This window comes from Clostridium paraputrificum, from assembly GCF_900447045.1.
Classification (GTDB): domain Bacteria; phylum Bacillota; class Clostridia; order Clostridiales; family Clostridiaceae; genus Clostridium; species Clostridium paraputrificum.
Genome location: NZ_UAWH01000017.1, coordinates 155695 through 177932, shown reverse-complemented (window position 1 = coordinate 177932; position 22238 = coordinate 155695). Strand labels below are relative to the sequence as shown.

18 protein-coding genes and 1 tRNA gene are annotated in these 22238 nt (G+C 27.4%); 13 read left to right on the top strand and 6 right to left on the bottom strand.

Annotated elements, in window-relative coordinates; all coding sequences use genetic code 11:
- Positions 1 to 53: 53 nt before the first annotated feature.
- Together DR024_RS15530 and DR024_RS15525 are read right to left on the bottom strand one after the other, a co-directional pair.
- Complete coding sequence (locus DR024_RS15530; RefSeq protein ID WP_111919122.1) at positions 54 to 1256, bottom strand: CCA tRNA nucleotidyltransferase; 1203 nt, start codon at positions 1254 to 1256, stop codon at positions 54 to 56.
- 81 nt (positions 1257 to 1337) lie between these two features.
- Positions 1338 to 2507 (bottom strand): L,D-transpeptidase, encoded by a 1170-nt coding sequence (locus DR024_RS15525; protein WP_111919120.1) that lies wholly within the window; start codon positions 2505 to 2507, stop codon positions 1338 to 1340.
- 147 nt (positions 2508 to 2654) lie between these two features.
- On the opposite strand from DR024_RS15525, the gene DR024_RS15520 reads away from it, so the two are divergent.
- The 6 genes from DR024_RS15520 to DR024_RS15495 all read left to right on the top strand — a co-directional run bounded on the left by DR024_RS15520 (position 2655) and on the right by DR024_RS15495 (position 10303).
- Positions 2655 to 3458, top strand: coding sequence for a DUF1189 family protein (locus tag DR024_RS15520; protein ID WP_027098636.1), 804 nt, complete (start codon positions 2655 to 2657; stop codon positions 3456 to 3458).
- Positions 3459 to 3524: 66 nt separating this feature from the next.
- Positions 3525 to 4730 carry an exonuclease SbcCD subunit D gene (locus DR024_RS15515; RefSeq protein ID WP_027098635.1) on the top strand — a complete coding sequence of 402 codons (1206 nt, stop codon included), beginning with the start codon at positions 3525 to 3527 and terminating at the stop codon, positions 4728 to 4730.
- On the top strand, positions 4731 to 7853 hold the full coding sequence (locus DR024_RS15510; RefSeq protein WP_027098634.1) for an AAA family ATPase: 3123 nt from the start codon (positions 4731 to 4733) through the stop codon (positions 7851 to 7853).
- Between the two features lie 159 nt (positions 7854 to 8012).
- Positions 8013 to 8852 carry a sensor histidine kinase gene (locus DR024_RS15505; RefSeq protein ID WP_242829721.1) on the top strand — a complete coding sequence of 280 codons (840 nt, stop codon included), beginning with the start codon at positions 8013 to 8015 and terminating at the stop codon, positions 8850 to 8852.
- A gap of 71 nt (positions 8853 to 8923) precedes the next feature.
- Positions 8924 to 8998, top strand: a tRNA-Arg gene (locus tag DR024_RS15500).
- A gap of 162 nt (positions 8999 to 9160) precedes the next feature.
- Positions 9161 to 10303, top strand: coding sequence for a Card1-like endonuclease domain-containing protein (locus DR024_RS15495; RefSeq protein ID WP_027098632.1), 1143 nt, complete (start codon positions 9161 to 9163; stop codon positions 10301 to 10303).
- Here the strand turns inward: DR024_RS15495 and DR024_RS15490 are convergent.
- Entirely contained in the window at positions 10300 to 11196 is an 897-nt protein-coding gene (locus tag DR024_RS15490; protein ID WP_027098631.1) for a phosphatidylserine decarboxylase, read from the bottom strand. The two genes, DR024_RS15495 and DR024_RS15490, sit on opposite strands and share 4 nt — an antisense overlap.
- 331 nt (positions 11197 to 11527) lie before the next feature.
- On the opposite strand from DR024_RS15490, the gene DR024_RS15485 reads away from it, so the two are divergent.
- Positions 11528 to 13276: a ferredoxin hydrogenase gene (locus tag DR024_RS15485; RefSeq protein ID WP_027098630.1), complete on the top strand. Its 1749-nt coding sequence runs from the start codon at positions 11528 to 11530 to the stop codon at positions 13274 to 13276.
- A gap of 59 nt (positions 13277 to 13335) precedes the next feature.
- Positions 13336 to 13539 (top strand): heavy-metal-associated domain-containing protein, encoded by a 204-nt coding sequence (locus DR024_RS15480; protein WP_027098629.1) that lies wholly within the window; start codon positions 13336 to 13338, stop codon positions 13537 to 13539.
- A gap of 186 nt (positions 13540 to 13725) precedes the next feature.
- Here DR024_RS15480 and DR024_RS15475 read toward each other — a convergent pair whose 3' ends face one another.
- Positions 13726 to 15321 carry an ABC-F family ATP-binding cassette domain-containing protein gene (locus DR024_RS15475; RefSeq protein WP_027098628.1) on the bottom strand — a complete coding sequence of 532 codons (1596 nt, stop codon included), beginning with the start codon at positions 15319 to 15321 and terminating at the stop codon, positions 13726 to 13728.
- A 192-nt stretch (positions 15322 to 15513) separates the two neighbouring features.
- On the opposite strand from DR024_RS15475, the gene ybaK reads away from it, so the two are divergent.
- Positions 15514 to 15984, top strand: a complete 471-nt coding sequence (ybaK, locus tag DR024_RS15470) for a Cys-tRNA(Pro) deacylase (protein ID WP_027098627.1) — start codon at positions 15514 to 15516, stop codon at positions 15982 to 15984.
- A 96-nt stretch (positions 15985 to 16080) separates the two neighbouring features.
- Here the strand turns inward: ybaK and trhA are convergent, their stop codons facing one another.
- Positions 16081 to 16728, bottom strand: coding sequence for a PAQR family membrane homeostasis protein TrhA (gene trhA / locus DR024_RS15465; RefSeq protein WP_027098626.1), 648 nt, complete (start codon positions 16726 to 16728; stop codon positions 16081 to 16083).
- Between the two features lie 214 nt (positions 16729 to 16942).
- On the opposite strand from trhA, the gene DR024_RS15460 reads away from it, so the two are divergent.
- From DR024_RS15460 to DR024_RS15450, 3 genes are read left to right on the top strand one after another with little or no spacing between them, the layout of a single operon-like run.
- Complete coding sequence (locus tag DR024_RS15460) at positions 16943 to 17527, top strand: DUF1836 domain-containing protein (RefSeq protein WP_027098625.1); 585 nt, start codon at positions 16943 to 16945, stop codon at positions 17525 to 17527.
- Positions 17528 to 19228 carry an ABC-ATPase domain-containing protein gene (locus tag DR024_RS15455; RefSeq protein ID WP_027098624.1) on the top strand — a complete coding sequence of 567 codons (1701 nt, stop codon included), beginning with the start codon at positions 17528 to 17530 and terminating at the stop codon, positions 19226 to 19228.
- A gap of 18 nt (positions 19229 to 19246) precedes the next feature.
- The gene (locus DR024_RS15450) at positions 19247 to 19732 is read left to right on the top strand and encodes an LURP-one-related/scramblase family protein (RefSeq protein ID WP_027098623.1); all 486 of its coding nucleotides are present in this window, start codon (positions 19247 to 19249) and stop codon (positions 19730 to 19732) included.
- A gap of 32 nt (positions 19733 to 19764) precedes the next feature.
- Here the strand turns inward: DR024_RS15450 and DR024_RS15445 are convergent, their stop codons facing one another.
- Entirely contained in the window at positions 19765 to 21108 is a 1344-nt protein-coding gene (locus tag DR024_RS15445) for a YjiH family protein (protein ID WP_034866476.1), read from the bottom strand.
- A 222-nt stretch (positions 21109 to 21330) separates the two neighbouring features.
- Here DR024_RS15445 and DR024_RS15440 point away from each other — a divergent pair, with 222 nt between their 5' ends.
- Positions 21331 to 22191, top strand: a complete 861-nt coding sequence (locus DR024_RS15440; protein WP_027098621.1) for a Cof-type HAD-IIB family hydrolase — start codon at positions 21331 to 21333, stop codon at positions 22189 to 22191.
- Positions 22192 to 22238: the final 47 nt, after the last annotated feature.

The window sequence follows — 22238 nt, the reverse complement described above, 5'->3', positions numbered from 1 at the left end:
TTTGTTTCAATGTGACTTGGAGTTTGCGACGGAACAAGCAAAATAAATATCAGCTACACCTTTTTTATATATTTCTTCGCTTCTTCAAGAAGAACCTCAGTATCATTACTTATGGTTTCATTAATAACAAGGTCTAATAAGTGATTTAAAGTTTCACCAATTATTTTTCCAGAGTTGAGTTGAAGTTTACTTTTTAGTATAGAGCCATCTATATTAAGTTCTTTTATATACAAAGTATCTTTATTAGAAATTATGTAATTAGAGTGTTTTTTGAAATTATCTAACTTTTTTTCTTCTAAAACTTCATACATACTAATTAAATTATTAATGTTATTTCGCCCAACATTAGCAATAATATTTTTAACTTCAATTTTAGATGTAGTACTACTTATATACTTATAGTTGCTGATAAATAAATATATTTTATTTATTTCATTATTGCTAAATCTAAGTTCCTTTAATAATAATTTTACTTTATCAGGATTAGTATTTCTAAACAATCCACTAATTCTTATACAAATATCTTTGGGTAAAAATGATAGATTTTTATTTAAGTGAATAAGTTCTCCTATACTTGAGAAAATAAGTGAAGAAATTTGAGTTTCATTTAAATAATTTAATCCTTTAATAGGATTAGAACATAGTAAAATTTTTTCGAGTTCATTCCTAATTCGTTCTTTACTAATATTATTTATAAGTTTATAGTTGTTCTTTATACTAGAATAAGTTTTTTTATCAATATTAAAGTCTAATTGAGCACTAAATCTTATAGCTCTAAGTATTCTTAAAGCATCTTCATTAAAGCGGGTATTTGGATCACCAACACATTTTATTAGTTTGCTATTTAAATCATTTAATCCATTAAAATAGTCCAATAGTCCAACATTATAGTTGTAAGCAAATGCATTTATAGTAAAGTCCCTTCTGGATAAATCATCTTTTATATTAGTAACAAAATTTACTTCATTAGGGTGTCTATTATCTACATACTTTCCTTCTGTTCTATATGTAGTAATTTCATATGGTATTTCATTAATAATTACTGTAATAGTTCCATGTTTAATTCCAGTAGGAATAGTTTTTAAAAATAATTTTTGTGTAATATCTGGTGGAGCAGAAGTAGCAATATCATAGTCTGTTGGAATCTTATTAAGAAGTAGATCCCTAATACATCCACCTACCATGAAAGCTTCATATCCATTTTTATAAAATGTATCTATAATTAATTGTACATTACTAGGAATATTAAAGTTCATATTATTCCTCCTAAAAAAAATTACCTCAATGAATATTATAAGGTATCCATTGAAGTAAGTTAAGTTTAAGATATTTTAAATTTATTTAATTATTACTTTGGTACCCTTTGGAATATTGTCATATATCCATTTAGAATCTTCATCTTTTAATCTAATGCATCCATGAGATGCAGGAGTGCCTAGTGTATAATCTACTATATTTGTTTTTTCTTTATTATAAGGAAGTGAGTGGAATAAGTAGTCTCCTAAAAACTGAACCCAGTACTTACCACCTTGATTATATTGCTCAGAGAAGAACCATTGTCCTTTTTCTTTGACAGTATAAATACCTTGAGGAGTTTCTTCTCCTTTTATACCTGTAGAGCAAGTAAAAGTCTTTTCTAAATTCCAATTTTTTAAATTTCCATTATAAATGTAAGTTTTTTGAGCATTTAAATCTACATGAATTAAATAAGGAGTCAAGCTTTCAATAACTAATTCGTTTATATTTGAAGTTGATATATTGTTAATAATAGATGCAGAGGCAGCTTGTTCAGCTTCATTTTGTTTTGCTAGATAATTAGATCTATTATTTTTTATTTCATTAGTTTTATCAAGTATTTCATTATCATTTCCTAGTATATAATTAACATCTTCAATTAAGCTCAATGCCTTTGTATAATAATGATTACTAGATAACTCATCAACTTGATTTAATAAGTTAGATTTTATGTTTGTTTTACATTTATCCATATAGGATAGAGCATTTTTATATTCAGAGTCACTAGAATTAATTTTATTAAATGAATCATATGCCTTGGCATATTCCTGTGAATTAAATAGAGATACGCCTTTATTAAAATCATTATTATCTGAACTAGTGAAAAGTGAAGTATTATCTGAAGAAGATAAGTTATATCTATATATTTCTTTAGTTATGTCGAGAGCATCATTTAAAGACATATCTTCATCAGAAATAGCTTCAGATAAATAATCTAATTTATCGTTAAAGTATTGAGAAAGGTCTTTTTCTAATAAGATAGCCTTAAATGGGTTAAAGTTTTCTGTAGTTAATACAATGTTATTTGCATTAGAAAACTTCTTTTCATCAAAATAATAGGTAAAGTTACGTACCAATAATTTATAACTAAAAAATTCATATATAATTACAGATACTATAATTAATACAAAAAGTAGAATAGATAAATATAATTTGAAATTTGATTTATTATGTTTATTATTAACAAATAAATGCGAGCTATTATTATACATAAAAGTCCTCCTTGATAATACAATATATAATAATCATTGACTAAAAACACTAATATTAATCATCTGATATATAGATACTAGTTGAATTAAGTGTTAATAAAGATGTAGAATGTATTTATACTTAATATTGAGATTATGGAGGATATAATGAAAAATAAAAGCTTTTTTGAGAAATTTAAAAATTCTATATATAACATAAGAGAGTTTCCCCAATATATAAGAGAAGGTGTTGGAAAAGCAATATTATATGCTTTAATATTGAGCATTATTGTCGGTGGAATAAAAGGTATAACTACAACATTTACTTTAAGTAATGATATAAATTTAGCTATACAAACTTTAGAAGATGATAAATATAAGTTTAAGATAGAAAATGGCACTTTAGACTTAGTTACTTCGCCACTAAAAATAGAAAATGGGAATACATTAATTTATTTAGATGATAACATGGATATTAGTCAATCTGAGGAATTAAAAAATATAACTGTTCATTTAGATTCGTACATACTTATATTAAAGGACGGTATTGTTACAAATTCAGAAGTAATGCTAGGATTTTCTCAAGCAAAATATGGTGACTTTTTAGGCGGTATGATTATTACTAATGATAATATTATAGAAACCCTAAGTTTAAGCAGTAAATTAATTTATGTAATTATACCTATAATTGCAATACTTGAAACATTTATGACATTAATTATGGATGCATTAATAATAGCTACAATGTTATTATTAACTAATTTTATATTTAAATTAGGGCTAAGATTTTCTCAATTATTTTCTTTAACTATATATGCAGCTACTTTGCCAGCAATATTGATACTTATTTTGAATATAATTGTTCCTAATGTATATTTGGATTCTGTAAGGGTACTTGGAACTTTCCTTTATTCTTTTATAGTATTAAGAAATATGAGAAGTGAAATTGATGAAAATATGAATATTCAATAAAGAGGTGGCTATGCCACCTTTTTATATTTTATAATAAAGTTAAGAATAAATTTTGGAGGAGTTAAAATGAAAATAATTCATACTGGTGATTGGCACATAGGAAAAATAGTAAATGAGTTTTCCATGATAGATGATCAAAGATATATTTTAAATGAACTTATTAAATTAATAAATTTTGAAAAACCAGATGTTCTTATTATTGCTGGTGATATCTATGATAGATCAATACCACCAGTAGAAGCAGTAGACTTATTAAATGAGGTTTTTAGTAAGATATTAATAGATAATAAGGTGAAGATTGTAGCTATATCTGGAAACCATGATAGTGGTGAGAGAGTTTCTTTTGTTAGCAAAATATTAGAAAAAGAAGGTCTATATATACAAGGAATAATTGAAGATGAAATAAAAAATATAACAATAAGTGATGATGAAGGTAATGTTAATTTTTATATGATTCCTTATGTTGACCCAGTAATATTAAGGAGAAAGTTTAATAATCCTGAAATAAGAGATCATAATGATGCAATGAAAGCAGTAATTAGTAGGATTAAGCCAAGCTTAAATGAAAGTGAAAGAAATATAGTAGTTACACATGGATATGTAACATATAAGAGAAATGATGTTATAGATAAAGATGGAGAGAACTTATATGAGTTAGCTGAGTTAGAAGTATCAGACTCTGAAAGACCTTTATCAATTGGAGGAACAGATTTAATTGATAGTGATAATTTTAATTGTTTTGATTATGTAGCTTTAGGTCATTTACATGGGAGGCAAAAGGTTGGAAGAGAAGAAATAAGATATTCAGGGTCCTTAATGAAATATTCCTTTTCAGAAATTAATCATAAAAAAGGTGTAATTATTATTGAGATTGATGGAAATAAGAAGATTAACATAAGGCAAGAAGAGTTAAGACCCAAAAGAAATATGAGAATTATAAAGGGGCCATTAGATGAATTAATAAAAGCAGGGTTAGAGGATTGTTCTAATAGAGAGGATTACATTCAAGCAATATTAACAGATGAAGGTGAAATAATAGATCCTATAGGAAAGTTAAGGAATGCGTATCCTAACATAATGATTCTTAAAAGAGAAGAAAATAAGAATATAGGAACAAGCCTTACAGCTGCATCAAAGGGATATAAAAGTAAAACTGAATTAGAATTATTTGAAGAATATTATGATAGATTAGGCTCTGGTGAATTTACAGAAGAGAAGAAAGAAGTAATAAGAAATGTAATAAATGAGGTTTTTAGGGAGGAGGGAAAGTAATTGAGACCGATAAAGTTAATAATGTCTGCATTTGGGCCTTATGCAAAGGAGGAAGTAATAGATTTTGAAATCTTGAACGGAAAGAATATATTTCTAATTACTGGTCCTACTGGGGCAGGAAAGACAACTATCTTTGATGCAATTAGTTATGCATTGTTTGGGGAAGCAAGTGGAAGTAGTAGAGAGAATGATTCTTTAAGAAGTGATTTTGCACAAAAAGATAAATTAACATATGTAGAGCTAGACTTTGAACTTAGAGGTGAAGTATATCATATAAGACGAGTTCCTCAACAGCTAAAGCCTAAAGTAAAGGGTAATGGATTTACTAATCATTCAGCAGAGGCTGAATTAGTATTACCTAATGGTAAAGTAAAGACTGGAGCAATGAATGTAACAAATGAAATAAATGCTTTAATGGGAATAAATAAGGAACAGTTCAAACAAATTGTTATGTTACCTCAAGGAGAGTTTAAAAGGTTGTTACTTGCAGACTCAAAAGAGCGTGAAGGCATATTTAGAAAAATCTTTAGCACATATACTTATGAAAAGATACAATTACTATTAAATGATAAGGCTATCACATTAAGAAAAGAGCTAGAAAAGTCACAAGATAGAGTTAGAACGAATGTTAAAAATATAAAAAGTAAAGAAGTTATAAATATTGATGATTTTATAGAGTTTGAGTCTTTAATAAATAAGATAGATTTAATAATACAACAAGATACTTTATCATATAAAGAGTTAGAAAAAGTATATAATGATATTTCCAAGGAAATATTAGTTTTACAGGAAAGAATGATAAAATCAAAAAATAATAATGATTTATTGAAAGAAAAAGAAAGTATATCTGAAAAACTTAATGATATGCTTCTGAGAAAGAACGAAGTAGATAAAAGAGAAGTTATTTTAAAAAGAGCTATTAATGCTAAGGAAATAATATATATACAAGATAATTTATCTTCTAGGGAAAGAAGCAAAAAGCAAAAAGAGGAAGAAGTAGAATATAGTAAAAGTATTTTGAATAGGGTAAAAGATGAATTAAGTAAGGCAGAGGAAAACTTAAAAGCTCAAGAGGAAAAAGAAGAAGAAAGGACTAAAATTAGAGAAGATATAAGTGTCCTTAAGGAAAAGGAAACAAAGGTTAAAAGTATTGAAAATAAAAAAAGTAAGATAAAGATACTTAATAGAAATATAGACTTAAATAAGTTGAAATCAGAAGAGGAAAATAAATTAATAAAAGATTTAAAAAAGGAAAAGGAAGAACTTACTGAGAGATTAAAAGTTATTAACGAGTTAGAAAAAGATAAGATTAAATTAGAGGGTATTGAGAAGGAAAAGAATGAGTTAATTATTAAGGTTAGAGAAGTTTATAAAAATATAGCTAGATTTTATGAAGAAAAAAAGAAACATAGAGAAATTGCAGTAACATTTGAGGGAATTGAAGTTTCCTATAAGAGCAAAAAAGAAGAGTATGAAAGAAAAGAAGAAATATATATGAAGGAGCAGGCAGGAATATTAGCTCTTAAATTAAAGAAAGATACTCCTTGTCCTGTATGCGGATCTTTAGAACATCCTAGTCCAGCAAAAAGGATGGATAATATACCTACTGAAGAGGAATTAAAGAGTATTAAAAGTATATATGAGAAAAAACAAGATGAATACAATAAGGTTCTAATGGAAATGGCCAAGGTGAAGCAATCAGTTGATGTAGTAATAAGTGATGCTATAACTCCTAGGTTAAAAGAATTATCTAGTGAAATTAATTGTAGTGAGATATTTAGTGAAAATTCATTTGAAGAAATAAAAATAAAAGGAATAGAGTTAAGTAATCAATTAAAGAAGGTAAAAATTAAAAGAGAAGAACTAGAAAAAGAAATAAGTAAAAGAGAAAAATTTGAATTAAGATTATCAGATATAGAAAAGTTACTTAATGATAAAGAAGAAACTCTAAATAAGCTAAGTAATGAATATACAAATTTATTTGGTGAATTAAGGGCTGAAGAAGAGATTTTAAGTAGTATAGAGAATGAAGTGCCAGAAGAACTAAGGGCGTTAAACTTATTAAATAAAAAAATAGTTAGTCTTGAAGCGTATTTAAATACATTAATAAAGAATTTAGATTATGCCAGGGAGTTAAAAAATAATCTTAATAATAAGCTAACTTCAGAGCAATCAAGAGTAAAAGAATTAGAGAAAGCAATAGATGAGTTAAACAATGATATAAAGGATATTAAAACTAGTATAAATATTAAGTTGAAAGAGTTAAACTTTACTGATTATGAGGAATATGAAGATTCTAAAAAGTATATTTCATTAATAGATTCTTATACTTTAGAGATTAATTCTTACAGGGAAGATATAAAATCCTTAAAGGATAGAGAAATAGATTTAATAAAAAAGACAGAGAACCTTAATTTTGTAAATTTAGAAGAGTTAGATTGTGAGATAAACAATAAGCAGATTAAATTGAAAGAGTTAGATCAAAATATAAAAGAGGTTTACTCGCTAATTAATAATAATTCAGCAATATTAAAAGAAATAAAGGATATAGAAAAATTAATTTCATATAAAGAAGAGGAATATAAAGTAATAGGTGAATTATCCAATCTAGCAAATGGTAAAAAGAGTCCATATATTACATTTGAAAGGTTTGTTTTAGCATCATACTTCCAGGAAATAATAGACTCAGCTAATATAAGATTATCAAAAATGACTAACGATAGATTTATATTAAAAAGAAAAGAAGATAAAGGAAAAGGAACATCACAGCAAGGGTTAGAACTAGAGGTATATGATAACTACACAGGCAAAAGTCGACATGTTAAAACTCTATCTGGAGGTGAAAGCTTTAAGGCTTCATTATCATTAGCACTAGGGTTATCTGATGTAGTTCAAGCTAATGCAGGGGGAATATCATTAGATACTATGTTTATAGATGAAGGTTTTGGGACATTAGATCCTGAATCATTAGAAAATGCAATAAATACATTATTAGAGCTACAAAGAAATGGAAGATTAGTTGGAATAATATCGCATGTACCAGAGTTAAAGGAAAGAATAGAAGCTCAATTACAAATAAGTGTATCTGCAGAAGGAAGTAGTACAAAATTCAATATAAATTAGTTCAGAGGGAGAAATCCCTCTATTTTTACAATATTCATTTCCTTTTTTTTACAAAAACAAATTGTCTTAATGATTTAAATGTGATAATATGTATATGTAATTTCAAATATATGGAAAAAATGCGAGATATAATTTAATTGTATAATGAAGGGGATTAATATGACAGAGAATATTTCTATAAATAATATGACTAAAGAAGAGTTGGTAGAAAAAATTAATGAGCTTAATGGGAAAATTAAATTACAAGAAGATTTTTTATTAAATATATCACATGATTTAAGAAGTCCTATAAATGTAATATTAAGTATACTTCAATGTTTTAAATACACTAAATCTGAAGATAAAAAAGAAGAATATAATGAAATAATAAAAAGAAATAGCTTAAAGATAATTAAATTAATTGATAACCTAATAGATACTACAAAATTAGAGAATCAATATTATGAATTAAATAAAAAAAATGTAGATATAGTATGTGTTGTGGAGAATATAGTTGATTCTATAGAGAAGTATTCACAATGTAAGAATATACAAATGGTATTTGATACTAATGTGGAAGAATGTATAGTAGCAGTAGATCCTAATGCAATTGATAGAATAGTTATGAATTTATTATCTAATGCTATAAAATTTGCTCCAAGTGATTCTGATATATTAGTTAATATTATAAAGAGTAATAATACAGTAAATATATCAGTAGAAGATCATGGACCAGGAATACCTAAAGTTGAACAAGAATTTATATTTAATAGATTTAAGCAATCTACATTAAATAAGGAAAATGAATATAAAGGAAGTGGAATTGGATTAGATTTGGTTCACTATCTAACTAAGCTGCATAATGGAGACATAAAGTTAGAAAGTATTGAAGGAAAGGGATCGAAATTTACTGTTTCTTTACCTATAACATTAGTAGATGGGAAAAAGACTTATAATGATTTATTTAAAAGAGATAAAGTAGAAATGTTAGAAGTAGAGTTTTCAGATATATACCTTTAAGTAATTACCATTAATTAGTCTTGATATATTTCAGCCTTTATGATAATATAATTCTGTTATTTATATTATATGGGGTGTTAGTTAAACGGATATAACATACCGCTACGGACGGTAGATTATGGGTTCGATTCCTGTACGCCCTGCCATTAAGAGAGTCTTTTTTAGGACTCTCTTTTTTGATTTTTAGAAATACTTTGTTGAATAATTTGTAGCTAACTTAAAGGTGGAATTAGAAGTATAGTATATGGATTAAAAAGTAGCTAATTGGTTAAATTAAAGTGGAGAATAATGAGAAGGAAGATAGTTTGATGAAATTTAATTTACTTATTAACCAATTAGATGAACATAATGAAGTTGGACTTTTATTAGCTCAAAAATATAAAGTAAAGTCTGTAGTAATGCTTTATAAAAATAAAGAAAAAAAGAAGTTAGATAAATTTAAAGAATTGTATATAGATTTTAATAATATAGAAGTAATTGATGAGTTAATAGATGAAGATAATTATGATAATCTTAAAAATATAATTTCAAAATACAAGGAAAAAGAGATAATAATTAATCTTACTGGTGGTAATAGAATAACATCTTTAATAATGTTAAAAATAGCAATAGAATTAAATATACAGTGTGTTTATGTAGATTTATTGAAAAAGAGAAGATATATTTTTGATAAGGAATATAGAATAATAGAGCAACCTTTAGAAGATATAAGTATATCTGACGTAATACATCTATCTGGATCTAATATAACATTAGATTCTACTAGTTTGGCAGAAAAAAGTGATATCCAAGAGTTTACGAAGGTAATATTAAGTAATTTGGATATTTGGCATAAGTATAAACAGAAGTTGTATGATAATAATATTTTTAAACATGATTACAAAGATACTTCAAGGATAAGCATAAATAAGTGTCTTGTAGAATCTGAAGAGTTAAAATTAATTTATAATATATTGAATTATTTGAGAGAAAAGAATGAGGTTGAGTTTATAGAAGATAAAGATAATATTGAGGTATTATTTAAGAATGATTATTTAAAAGGATTTATATTTAAGAGTGGTACTTGGTTAGAAGTATTAACTACACTAGTAGTTCAAAGTATTGAAGATATCGATGAGGTAAAAAGTGGCTTAACATTTTATTGGGGTGATGACTTAAAAAGAGTACGTAATGAATTAGATGTTGTAGCTATAAGAGATTCAGTTTTGATATGTATATCATGTAAAGATAGTGATAAATATGACGAGGATGCATTAAATGAATTACAGGTTTATAGTGAAAGGTTAGGGGGAAAAAATGCTATAAAAATATTGGTTGCTACAAAGCAACCTGTAAAAAAGACTGTATTAGATAGAGCAAAAGAAATGAATATTAACATAGTTACTTTAGATAAAAATATAGATATATTTAAGAAGGCATTAATAGATTTGATAAAAAAGAAGACAGTTTAACCTGTCTTCTTTTTATGCCCTATTTTTTCTCCTAATTGGACTTTACATTCAAAACCAAAGTCAGTTTGAGCAAGTATATCTTCATCAATCTCAATCATATCCTTTTTGAAGAATAATATTGTTGTTGAACCACCAAATTTAAAATATCCTTTTTCTTGACCTTTAAGGACCTTTTTACCAGGCTCATAAGTTTGAATTATTGTACCAACACAAGTAGCACCAACTTCTATATGAATAATATCACCAAAGTTTTCAGATTCAAAAATTGACCATTCCCTTTTATTTTGGCAATATAACTTTGGAATTCTCTCTAAAGCTGTAGGATTTACAGAATAGTATGAGCCATCAATAAAGTGACTTTCTTTAGGTATACCATTATCAATAAAATGAAATCTATGATAATCTGTAGGACAAAGTCTTAATACCAAGCAAGTACCACCTTCATATTGGTAGGCTATTTTAGTATCTCCTATTAATTCAGATAGACTATAAGTAATTCCTTTTACTTGTACAAGCTTATTCATAGAGATATTTTCATAAGCAAAGAGCCTTCCATCTCCTGGAGATACTAAAATATCTGAATTCATATCTATAGGTCTTGAATTACTATTAAGTTCTCTAATAAAGAAGTCATTGAATGATGAAAAATCATTGGTTTTTTTAATAGCCATATCGATATCTATATCAAAGTCTTTTATAAATTTAGGGATTTTCTTTTTACTAAGTTTTGTGTCACAATACTTTCCATATATTTTTGACACTAGTTTCTTTTTTATAATTAATTCTGTAAGGCTTTTACCAATAGGCGATTCATAACACCACTTTATATATTTTGATCCAGCTACTTTTTCTATCTCATAAGAATCTTTTTTTCTATCATAAATTTTTATCATATATTACCTCGCACAAATATTAAAATATTCTATTCTAAATTAAAGTTTACCACATAGTTTTATTGTAAACAAAATTTATAATCCTATTAAAGAAAGAAAAATGAAGTTATTTATAAAATTCAATTATATTATTATGAAAATTTTACTTAAACAACATTGGGTTTAATTCACATTGAACTAAATCTTTTTTAGCGTTAAAATAAAGGTGATAAGCAGTTTGATAAAAATTTAACGAATTATCTGAAAATTATAGGTTTTTCAAATTTATATGGTAAACTATAGGAAGAAAATAGAATTTTTATTTACAAGAAGAAATTTATGGAGGTACAGGATGAAGAATATCATAATTAATGATAAGGTGTGCAAAGCAGCGGAAGGTAAAACAGTGTTAGAAGTTGCCAGAGAAAATGGAATTGACATACCTACTTTATGCTACTTAAAGGAATGCGGTAATGTTGGTAAATGTGGTGTATGCGCAGTTGAAATAGAAGGGAAAAACAATTTAGCTTTGGCTTGTTTAACAAAAGTTGAAGATGGAATGGTTGTAAGAACTGATACAGAAAAAGTTCAAGAAAGAGTAAAATCAAGAGTTTCAACAATACTTAATAAGCATGAATTTAAGTGCGGTCCTTGCCCTAGAAGAGAAAATTGTGAATTGTTAAAGTTAGTTATAAAAACTAAAGCTAAAGCAACTACTCCTTTTGTTGTAGAAAATAAAGAAGAGTATGTTGATATTAGAAGTAAGTCTATAACAATAGATAGATCAAAATGTATTTTATGTGGAAGATGTGCAGCAGCATGTACTGAAAAAACAGGTACAAGTTCTATTAAATTAGTAAATGTTAATGGTAAAAGAATAGTTACTCCAGAAGAACAAAAATGTTTTGATGAAACAAATTGTTTATTATGTGGACAATGTGTAGCTGCTTGTCCAGTTGGTGCTTTATCAGAAAAAACTCATATTGATAGAGTAAAAGAAGCTTTAGAAGACCCAGAAAAGCATGTAATAGTAGCTATGGCTCCAGCTGTAAGAACAGCAATGGGAGAACTATTTAATATGGGTTATGGAGTAGATGTAACTGGTAAATTATATACTGCATTAAGAGAATTAGGATTTGATAGAATATTTGATATAAATTTTGGTGCCGATATGACTATTATGGAAGAAGCTACTGAACTTTTAGAAAGAATAGAGAAAAAAGGCCCATTCCCTATGTTTACATCATGTTGTCCAGGTTGGGTGAGACAAGTTGAAAATTATTATCCAGAGTTATTAGAAAATTTATCTTCTGCTAAGTCACCTCAACAAATTTTTGGTACAGCAAGTAAGACATACTATCCTCATATAGCTGGAATAGATCCAGAAAAGATATTTACAGTAACAATTATGCCATGTACAGCTAAGAAGTTTGAAGCAGATAGGGAAGACATGGAACTTGATGGATTAAGAAATATAGATGCAGTTTTAACTACAAGAGAGTTAGCTAAATTTATAAAGGAAAAGAAAATTGCTTTTGCTAAGCTAGAAGATAGCGAGGCTGATCCTGCAATGGGAGAATATACTGGGGCAGGAGTTATATTTGGAGCTACTGGTGGAGTAATGGAAGCAGCTATAAGAACTGCAAAAGAATTTGTTGAAAAGAAAGAACTAGAAAACTTAGATTATACAGAAGTAAGAGGGTTAAATGGAATTAAAGAAGCTTCTGTAAATATAGGTGGAGAAGACTATAATGTTGCAGTAATTAATGGATCTGCTAACTTATTTGAATTCATTGAAAGTGGAAGAATGAATAGTAAGGAATATCACTTTATCGAAGTTATGACATGTCCAGGTGGATGTGTAAATGGTGGTGGACAACCTCATGTTAATAATTTAGAAAGAGAAAAGATTGATATTAAATCAGTAAGGGCCTCTGTTCTTTATAATCAAGATAAGAGTGCTAAAAAGAGAAAGTCACATGAAAATGTTGCTTTAATGAAAATGTATGATGAATATATGGGACAACCAGGTCGTGGAAAAGCTCATGAACTATTACATTACAAATATAAGAAAAAAGAAACTTCAGAAGAAGTTATTTAATATAAAAATGTGAACTTGAACATACTATTAATGTTAATTTGTGAAAAGGAGAAATAGTTATGAATAGAGTTCATTATGAAGTAAATAATTTAGTTAATTCAACAAGTAAAACGCAGCTTAAGAATGCTCTAGATAAAGTAGAAGGGGTTCAAAACGTTTGTGTTGATATGGCAAGAGGCACTGTAGAAGTTGTTTATAGTGATGAAGCTAATGAATCAAAAATTAAAAATTGTATAGAAGACTCAGGATTCAATGTAGAATAATAATAATAAGAGCTGTACTAAACTTCGTACAGCTCTTATTATTTAAAACAGAATTTATAAATTAAAGATTAAAAATATATATTTATATATTTTTAAGAACTTAAGAACTTATAGGGAAAATGCGGTTTTGAAGTGGTAATAAGTAAATAAAAATAGGTTTCGTAAAAAATACGAAACCTATTTTAGTTAGTTTATTGCATTAGAAAATTCTAAGTATTCATCAAATGTCATAGTTCTATCAACTATAGAACCATCGTCCTTAATATCAATAATTCTATTTGCTATTGTTTGAACGAATTGGTGGTCGTGTGAAGCAAATAGTATATTACTGTTGAAGTCTTTAAGTCCATTATTCACAGCTGTAATTGATTCAAGGTCTAAGTGGTTTGTAGGCTGATCTAGCATTAATACATTTGCATTTGAAAGCATCATTCTAGATAGCATACATCTAACCTTTTCTCCCCCTGATAAAACAGAAGCTTCTTTTAATGCTTCTTCACCAGAGAATAACATTCTTCCTAAGAATCCTCTTATATAACTTTCTGCCTTTTCATCAGAGTATTGTCTTAACCAATCAACTAAAGATAGGTGGCAATCATTAAAGTATTCAGAATTATCTTTAGGGAAGTATGCGTTAGTTATAGTAATTCCCCATTTAAATTCTCCACTATCTGCTTCCATTTCTCCAGCTAATATTTTAAATAGTGTAGTAACAGCTATTTCATTACCTATTAAAGCAATTTTATCGCCTTTGTTAACCATAAAGTTTACGTTGTCTAAAACCTTAACTCCGTCAATAGTTTTTGATAGGTCTTTTACTGTTAATATATCATTACCAACTTCTCTTTCAGGTTTAAATCCAACGAATGGATATCTTCTGCTAGATGGTTGAATATCATCTAAAGTAATCTTATCTAATAACTTTTTACGAGATGTAGCTTGCTTTGACTTAGATGCATTAGCACTAAATCTTGCAATAAAGTCTTGAAGTTCCTTAATCTTTTCTTCTTTCTTCTTGTTTTGATCCTTAGCCATTTGTAAAGCTAATTGACTTGATTCATACCAGAAGTCGTAGTTACCAACGAATAACTTAATTTTACCAAAATCAACATCAGCCATATGTGTACAAACTGTGTTTAAGAAGTGTCTATCATGGGATACTACTATAACAGTACCCTCAAATTTTGATAAGAAATCTTCTAACCAATTTACAGCTTTAAGGTCTAAGTGGTTTGTAGGTTCGTCTAGAACTAGAACACCAGGGTTGCCAAATAAAGCTTGAGCTAAAAGCACCTTAACCTTTTCAGCACCTGTTAATTCTGAAACCATTTTGTAGTGAGATTCAGTTCCGATTCCTAAACCTTGAAGTAGGGATGAAGCTTCAGATTCTGCTTCCCATCCATTTAGGTCTGCAAATTCACCTTCTAATTCAGAAGCTCTTATACCATCTTCATCGCTGAAATCTGGCTTTGCATATAATTCATCTTTTTCTTCCATAATTTGGTAAAGTCTTTCATTACCCATAATTACAGTTTCTAAAACTTGATAATTATCATATAGGTTATGTTCTTGCTTTAATACAGACATTCTTGTATTTGGAGCCAAAATAACTTCTCCTGTATTTGGTTCAACGTCACCAGATAAAATCTTAAGGAATGTAGATTTACCTGCACCATTTGCACCTATAACACCATAGCAGTTACCTGGAGTAAATTTTAAGTTAACATCTTCAAATAATTTTCTACCGCCATATCTTAAGCTAACATTAGATACTGTTATCAATAATTTCTACCTCATTTCATTTATTATTTCATTCAGTTATTATAACATAGAATAACGCTTTAATCGACAAGCAGAGTTTTTAATATAAGTAAATTTTTACTATAAGATAGAAAAAGATAGAACTTAGAATATTTTAAATGAAAATTATTAGGAGTATAATAATAAACAAGAACAATTATGAGGAGTAGGGCTATGCAAAAAACAAACGCAATGAGAATTTTAGATAAAGCTAAAATAAAATATAATACATATGAATACGAAGCTGGAGATGGTCATATTGACGGTGTATCTGTTGCAAACAAACTTTCACAAGATGTAAGTATGGTATTTAAAACATTAGTTGTACAAGGAAACTCAAGAGAATTATACGTGTTTGTAATTCCTGTTAGTGAAGAATTAAATTTAAAAAAAGCTGCAAAGGTTGCAGGTGAAAAGAATGTTGAAATGATACACGTAAAAGATATAAACAAGTATACAGGATATATAAGAGGTGGATGTTCGCCGATAGGAATGAAAAAATTATATAAAACATTTATACATGAGTCTGCTAAAGGATTAGAAAAAATTATTTTTAGTGGTGGAAAGATAGGAATTCAAATTGAAGCAAATCCAGATGATATACTAAATTTAATTAATGGTAAGTATGAAGATTTAATAATGTAAAAAGAGAAAGCAAGTTGGCAATGGAGGTAGCCAAATGCTTTCTTTTATTAATTCATTAATTTAGAATTTATCCGAATTAATGAAGAGTAGGCTTTATTACAATATATATTTAAAGAAACATATGAAGTGACATAGGGAACCAAGCATTATGAAAATATGGAATATTTCATGTCCCCCAAAAGCGCCAATTCTTATTTTATCGGACTTAATAGCATAGATAACTCCACCTATAGTATATAGAACTCCACCTAAAATTAGTAAAAATATAGCTATAGGATTAAGGGCTTTCGATAAAGGATAAATTGCAAATATAGCAAACCAACCAATTGTTATATACATAACACTACTAATCCATTTAGGACAAGTGATCCAAATCATTTTAAAAATTATACCTAAGATACCTGTAGCAGCTACAATTCCAAAAAGAATATACCCAGTTTTATTGTGTAATGCTAGCAGACAAGGTGGTGCATATGAACCAGCTATAAGTATAAATATCATTGAGTGATCCAATCGTTTCAATGTTTTTATTACTTTGTCGCTAGATATAACAGAGTGATAAGTTGCGGAAGCAGAATATAGAAGGATCATACTTAATCCAAATATAATTGCAACAGCATATTCAAGTAATGTTCCATTATCTAATGATATTTTTATTATCATAAGTATTAGACCTATTAATGAAAGTATAGCTCCTATAAGATGAGTCAATCCGTTAATTGGTTCTCTAAGATATTTATCCATAAAATCCTCCAATCTAATACAAGTAGTTTTGATAACTACTTGAAATCATATTTAAATTATTATATATAGATATATTATAGTCAAATCTAATAAAAAAGTTTCATAGCTATTCTAAATAATAAAGCATACCATTTTCTTGAAATATCTCTTATTTACTATTAAAATTGAAATATAACAATAAGTAGTTTTTAAAACTAGTTTAAGGAGATTTACTATGAATGAAACAAGCATTGATGAAATAATAAAGAAGTTAGCTTTAACTGAAAGAGTAGAAGAGAAAGATATACCAGAAATAGATTTGTATATGGATCAGGTAATTCAAATATTTGAACAAAAGCTATCTAACTCGAAAAGAAAGGATAGCGATAAGGTATTAACTAAAACAATGATTAATAATTATGCTAAAGCAAAGTTATTAATGAGTATAAAAAATAAAAAGTATTCTAAAGAACACTTATTATTGATGAGTATGATATATGATTTAAAAGGGTCTCTATCAATAAGTGATATTAAAGACTTATTTGATAATATAGTAAAAAAGTATGATGAAGATAAAGAATATGATTTAAGAAGTCTGTATAAGTTATATTTAGATATAAATAACTCTAATTACGAAGAGTTTTTGGGAAATATATACAAACAGATAGATTGTGTAAAAGGAATTATAGATGATAGTGAAGAATTTAATGAGTATGAAGAAAAGTTCTTATTTATATGTTCTATGGTTTCAATGAGTAATATGTATAGAAGGGTAGCAGAAGCGATGATAGATGAATATTTTGCAGAAGGTGATAAATAAATGAAGAACTTAAATGAATTAAGAAAAATGCTTTATGATATAGATGGTAGAGGCTATAAGGCATATAAGTCGTTAGAAGGAATGTACGATTTCAATAATTATAAATTAGCTATAGATCATGTTCAAGGAGATCCATTTGCATCCCCATCTAGAGTTAGAGTAATAATGAGTCAAAAATATTCTCAAATACCTAATAACTTATTTGATAACTATAATAAAAGGGTTGCAGTTCAAGACTTTTTAGTTAGAGTTTTTTACAAAAATATAAATAAGTATAGTTCAAAGGTTTTTGGGTCAGGAAAAAGTGGATTAATTTCTATTAGTAAGTGTACTCAGGAAATATTAGATAGAACAGCTATATTGATAGATAATGATAAAATAGAAGTAAGAATAGAAGTTGGATTTCCTGCAAGGGGGAGAAGTGTATTAGCTAGAGAATTAGAAAAGATATTATATGATTATCTTCCGAAGATAATAGATGAGTCAATAACTTATAACAATCTTGATAAAGATGCTTTAAAGAAAAGAGTAGAATTAGTTGAAGATCAACAATATATAAGGCAAAGATTAGAAGGTCGTGAGTTGGTTGCTTTTATAGGAAATGGTTCAATATTACCAAGAGAAAGTGGAGTATCTTCAAAGCCCCTTAAGAATGGGATTAAGTTCATTTCGCCAAAGGAATTAGAGGTAAGTTTTAATACTCCTAATTCAGGGGAAATTAAGGGGATGGGAATACCTAAAGGAATAACGTTAATTGTTGGTGGAGGCTATCATGGTAAATCTACTTTATTAAAGGCATTAGAGTTGGGTGTATATAATCATATTGAAGATGATGGAAGAGAATTTGTAATAACTAATGATTCTGCAATGAAAGTAAGAGCAGAAGATGGAAGGGTTATTCATAAGGATGACATATCATTATTTATAAATAACTTACCTAATAAAAAGGATACAAAGAACTTTGTAAGTGATAATGCAAGTGGAAGTACATCACAAGCAGCCAATATTATTGAGAGTATAGAGTCTGGATCAAAGCTAATTTTAATTGATGAAGATACATCAGCAACTAATTTTATGATTAGAGATGATATAATGCAAAAATTAGTAGCAAAAGAAAGTGAACCAATAACTCCTTTTATTGAAGTAGCTAAAGCATTATATGAACAAATAGAGTTATCAACTATAATTGTAGTAGGTAGCTCTGGAGATTATTTTGATATAGCGGATAATGTTATACAAATGGAAGCTTATGAGCCTAAGGTTGTTACAAATGAAGCTAAGGAACTAAGTAGTGGTAAAATCCTAGAGAGAATAAAAAATAATAGCATTGAGATAAATATTGATTTTAATAGGGTGGTAAAAAAGGGGAGCATTGAAAGAGGAACTAAGGGAGTAAAAGTTAAAGGACTTGGAACTGATGGGCTAAGTATTAATAAGGAGAATATAGACCTTAAGTTGGTAGAACAATTAGTAGATAGTGAACAGGTATATGCAATAGGAGAGATACTTAAGTGGGCTGAAGATAATATTATAGATAATAAGCTAACACTTAGAGAAGTAGTAGATAATATTATGAATTATATAGATAAGAATGGACTAATAAAAGTAAATAAAATTGCTGGTGGAAACGGAAGATTATCAAAACCAAGACGTCAGGAGATTATGTGTGCATACAATAGATTCAGGTTATTAAAGTTATAAAGTGTGGAGAGAAAAGGTATGGGGTGTAATTATTATATTATGGATCCTACTTATAAAAATAAAAGTAGATATAATATAAAAGATGATAGTGGAAAGAGTTTATTTTATTACTGTGTTAGTGATGATGATAATAATAAATTTGAGTTATTCGATTTAGAAAATAATGAATTAATACTTACTACATGTTGTGTTAATGATTTTGAATCCCCTAAATATAGTGTATCTGATGATAAAGAAAGAAAAATTTTTAATATATTTAAAAGTTTTTACTTTACAAGTATGAATATAAGAGGGATATTTGGAGATTTTACAGTAAGTAAAACAGTAACAGATAAGAGAAGTTTTGAATTACTAAAGAATGGATTAGTCATAGCTAATATAGATGAAAAAAATAAGTTTACCGATAATCACCTTAGTATAAGAATTAATAAGGATGAATTTGCATTAGTAGCACTGGTAGTGTATTTACTTGTAGATATTAATGGATTATTTGATAAATATTAAAATAAGCCAAGTTTTACTTGGCTTATTTCTATTTAAAAGATTATGTTTGCTATTAATGTAATAATAGGTAGGGTAACTAAAGTTCTTTGAATAAAGATTATTATTAAGTCTTTTAAGTTAACAGGTATCTTGGAACCTAGTAATAAGCCTCCTACTTCTGACATGTATATCAGTTGAGTTACAGATGTTGCAGCTATTATAAATCTAGTCATTTCACTTTCTATTGAAGAAGCTAAAACTGATGGGATAAACATATCAGCAAATCCAACTACTAATGTTTGAGAAGCTTGTACGGCTTCAGGAATTCTTAGTAATTCTAAAAGAGGAATAAAAGGCATACCAAGAAGTTGGAAGAATGTTGTATACTCAGCAATCATAACTGCAATTCCACCCATAGCCATAACAACAGGTAAAACACCTATCCACATATCTAAAACATTTTTAAATCCATCTAATAAAATTTTAGTTATACTAGCATTTTCTTCAGCCTTGTTTAATGCACTATGTAATCCCCATGAGAATGTAGTGTATCCTTCTGGAATTAAATCGAAATCCTCTTTTTTTGCACTTCCATCAATGTATGTATCTGGTTTTCTTGAAAGAGGAGGTATTCTAGATATAATTATTGCCGCTATAATACCAGCTAAAGTAACTGTTATGTAAAAAGGAACAAACATGTGAGATAGCCCAACTTGAGATATAACCATTAAGCTAAAAGTTATAGATACTGCAGAAAAAGAAGTACCTATTATTGCTGCTTCCTTTTTAGTATAAAATCCTTCTTCATATTGCTTACTTGTTAAAAGAATTCCTATTGTTCCATCTCCTAACCATGAAGTAATACAGTCTATGGATGATCTTCCAGGTAATTTAAATATAGGCCTCATTATTTTTGTAAATAATGCACCAACAAATTCTAATAATCCATGATTAAGTAGAAGTGGAAGAAATAAACCTGCAAATAAGAATATTGATGTTAATACTGGTAGTAAATCAAATAAAATCATAGAACCAGTACTTTCAGACCATATAAATTCAGGTCCGATTTTAGAATAGGACATTATAGCAAGTATCATTCCAGTTATTCTAGCAAAAAGCCAGATTGGTGAAACAGAAAAAAGTTCATTTAAAACTTTATTTTTAGGTTTTATAAATTTTACTAAAATACTTCCTAAAGCTGAGATTGAAATAAGTAATACAGCAATTAAAGGAAGAATATCACCAATTAAATTAACTGTATAGTTAGAAAGAAATGCTACTGGTATAGTAACTTCACCGCCTATATTTATAGGGGTCATAAAAAGTAATATACCTATAATAGAAGGAATAAAAAATTTTAAAAAAGATGAAATTTTTATATTTGAATTTTTATTCATTTTTGTCTCCTTTAAGTTTATAATTATGCAATGATTATATTTTATTATACTTTTTATAAAAAAGATAGTATAAATAATCAAAAAAGTTTAATAATTATGTAGAAATATTAAAGAAATTAAGAATTAATTATCGAAAAGATGTAGTGAAAGTATTAAATAATAGTACTAGACAGCATCTGATATAATATTAAAGGAATGCTAATGAAAATGGAGGATATGAAGTTGATAAAGGTAATAGCGTCAGATATGGATGGAACATTATTAAATTCTCAGCACGATATAACAGAAGAAAATGTAAAGGCTATATTAAAATCTAAAGAATTAGGAATACACTTTATTATAGCAACAGGAAGAATGTATGATAGTGTAAAACCTTTCATGGATAAGTACGGAATAAAGTGTGAGTATATTCTTATGAATGGTGCAGAGTTTAGAGATGAAAATGGTGAAATTGTTGAAAGTATAAGTATGAATAAAGGAAAAATAAAAGATATACTAGATATTCTTCGCAAAGAAAATTTAATAGTTGAATTATATACTGGTGATGGTTCCTATACTATAAATACAAAAGAAGAAGCTTTAAAAGAAATGGTTTATAGAGTTCAGAATTTTGAAAAGGTTCAAGATTATGATAAGGCCTTAGAAATAGCAAAGAATCATGATCATTTTAAGAGCCTTAAATATATAGATGATATTGATAAATTTATAGAAAGTGATATAGAAGTAAGAAAAATAATAACCTTTAGTAATGATATAGAGATTATTAAAAGAACTAAGAGTGAATTAAGTGATATTGGAGGATTAGCCGTATTATCATCTTTTATAACGAACATTGAAATAACAGATGAAAGAGCTCAAAAAGGTTACATATTAAAAAAAGTTACCGAAAAGATGGGAGTAAAAAATGAAGAAGTTATAGCTTTTGGAGATAGTTTCAATGATTATTCATTGTTTACTGAGTTTAAGAAAGCATATGCTATGGAAAATGCTATTCCAGAGATAAAAGAGATTGCAAAAAATATAACAGATACTAATGATAATAGTGGAGTAGCAAAAGCCATATATAAAGAATTAGGAATTTAGAAATATTTAATTCTTATATTAAAAAATTAAATTGTTATATACTAATT

Coding starts and splice junctions, on each gene's coding strand:
- DR024_RS15495 (WP_027098632.1), top strand. CDS start 9,161: ATGAAATTTAATTTACTTATTAACCAATTAGATGAACATAATGAAGTT.
- DR024_RS15505 (WP_242829721.1), top strand. CDS start 8,013: ATGACAGAGAATATTTCTATAAATAATATGACTAAAGAAGAGTTGGTA.
- DR024_RS15490 (WP_027098631.1), bottom strand. CDS start 11,196: ATGATAAAAATTTATGATAGAAAAAAAGATTCTTATGAGATAGAAAAA.
- DR024_RS15455 (WP_027098624.1), top strand. CDS start 17,528: ATGAAGAACTTAAATGAATTAAGAAAAATGCTTTATGATATAGATGGT.
- DR024_RS15460 (WP_027098625.1), top strand. CDS start 16,943: ATGAATGAAACAAGCATTGATGAAATAATAAAGAAGTTAGCTTTAACT.
- DR024_RS15485 (WP_027098630.1), top strand. CDS start 11,528: ATGAAGAATATCATAATTAATGATAAGGTGTGCAAAGCAGCGGAAGGT.
- DR024_RS15520 (WP_027098636.1), top strand. CDS start 2,655: ATGAAAAATAAAAGCTTTTTTGAGAAATTTAAAAATTCTATATATAAC.
- DR024_RS15530 (WP_111919122.1), bottom strand. CDS start 1,256: ATGAACTTTAATATTCCTAGTAATGTACAATTAATTATAGATACATTT.
- ybaK (WP_027098627.1), top strand. CDS start 15,514: ATGCAAAAAACAAACGCAATGAGAATTTTAGATAAAGCTAAAATAAAA.
- trhA (WP_027098626.1), bottom strand. CDS start 16,728: ATGGATAAATATCTTAGAGAACCAATTAACGGATTGACTCATCTTATA.
- DR024_RS15445 (WP_034866476.1), bottom strand. CDS start 21,108: ATGAATAAAAATTCAAATATAAAAATTTCATCTTTTTTAAAATTTTTT.
- DR024_RS15450 (WP_027098623.1), top strand. CDS start 19,247: ATGGGGTGTAATTATTATATTATGGATCCTACTTATAAAAATAAAAGT.
- DR024_RS15515 (WP_027098635.1), top strand. CDS start 3,525: ATGAAAATAATTCATACTGGTGATTGGCACATAGGAAAAATAGTAAAT.
- DR024_RS15525 (WP_111919120.1), bottom strand. CDS start 2,507: ATGTATAATAATAGCTCGCATTTATTTGTTAATAATAAACATAATAAA.
- DR024_RS15480 (WP_027098629.1), top strand. CDS start 13,336: ATGAATAGAGTTCATTATGAAGTAAATAATTTAGTTAATTCAACAAGT.